Below are 441 nucleotides of genomic sequence, written 5' to 3'. Positions count from 1 at the left end.
CAATTAAGCTGGTATTTCCGTCGGGAATGGCGTCGCTATCTCGGGGCTGTCGCCTTGCTTGTCATTATCGCGATGCTGCAACTGGTTCCGCCAAAAGTGGTTGGTATTGTTGTCGATGGCGTGACAGAACAACACTTTACTACCGGGCTGATCCTGATGTGGATCGCCACCATGGTGCTGATTGCCGTTGTGGTTTATCTCCTGCGTTATGTCTGGCGCGTATTGCTGTTTGGCGCGTCTTACCAACTGGCTGTTGAACTGCGTGAAGATTATTACCGTCAGCTAAGCCGGCAGCACCCGGAGTTTTACCTGCGTCATCGCACGGGTGATCTCATGGCTCGTGCGACCAATGACGTCGATTGCGTCGTGTTTGCCGCCGGAGAAGGGGTGCTGACGCTGGTGGATTCACTGGTAATGGGCTGCGCTGTGTTGATTATGATG

1 protein-coding gene is annotated in these 441 nt (G+C 53.7%); it reads left to right on the top strand.

The window, feature by feature from the left end; all coding sequences use genetic code 11:
• Positions 1-441: ABC transporter transmembrane domain-containing protein (locus ACTD9P_RS29990; protein ID WP_438870476.1), on the top strand; the 441-nt coding region annotated here is incomplete at both ends.

Origin of the sequence: Pseudomonas onubensis, assembly GCF_965653655.1 — a bacterium.
Taxonomy (GTDB): domain Bacteria; phylum Pseudomonadota; class Gammaproteobacteria; order Pseudomonadales; family Pseudomonadaceae; genus Aquipseudomonas.
Note: the sequence above shows the minus strand (reverse complement) of the source record. Positions and strands in the feature narration are given on the sequence as shown.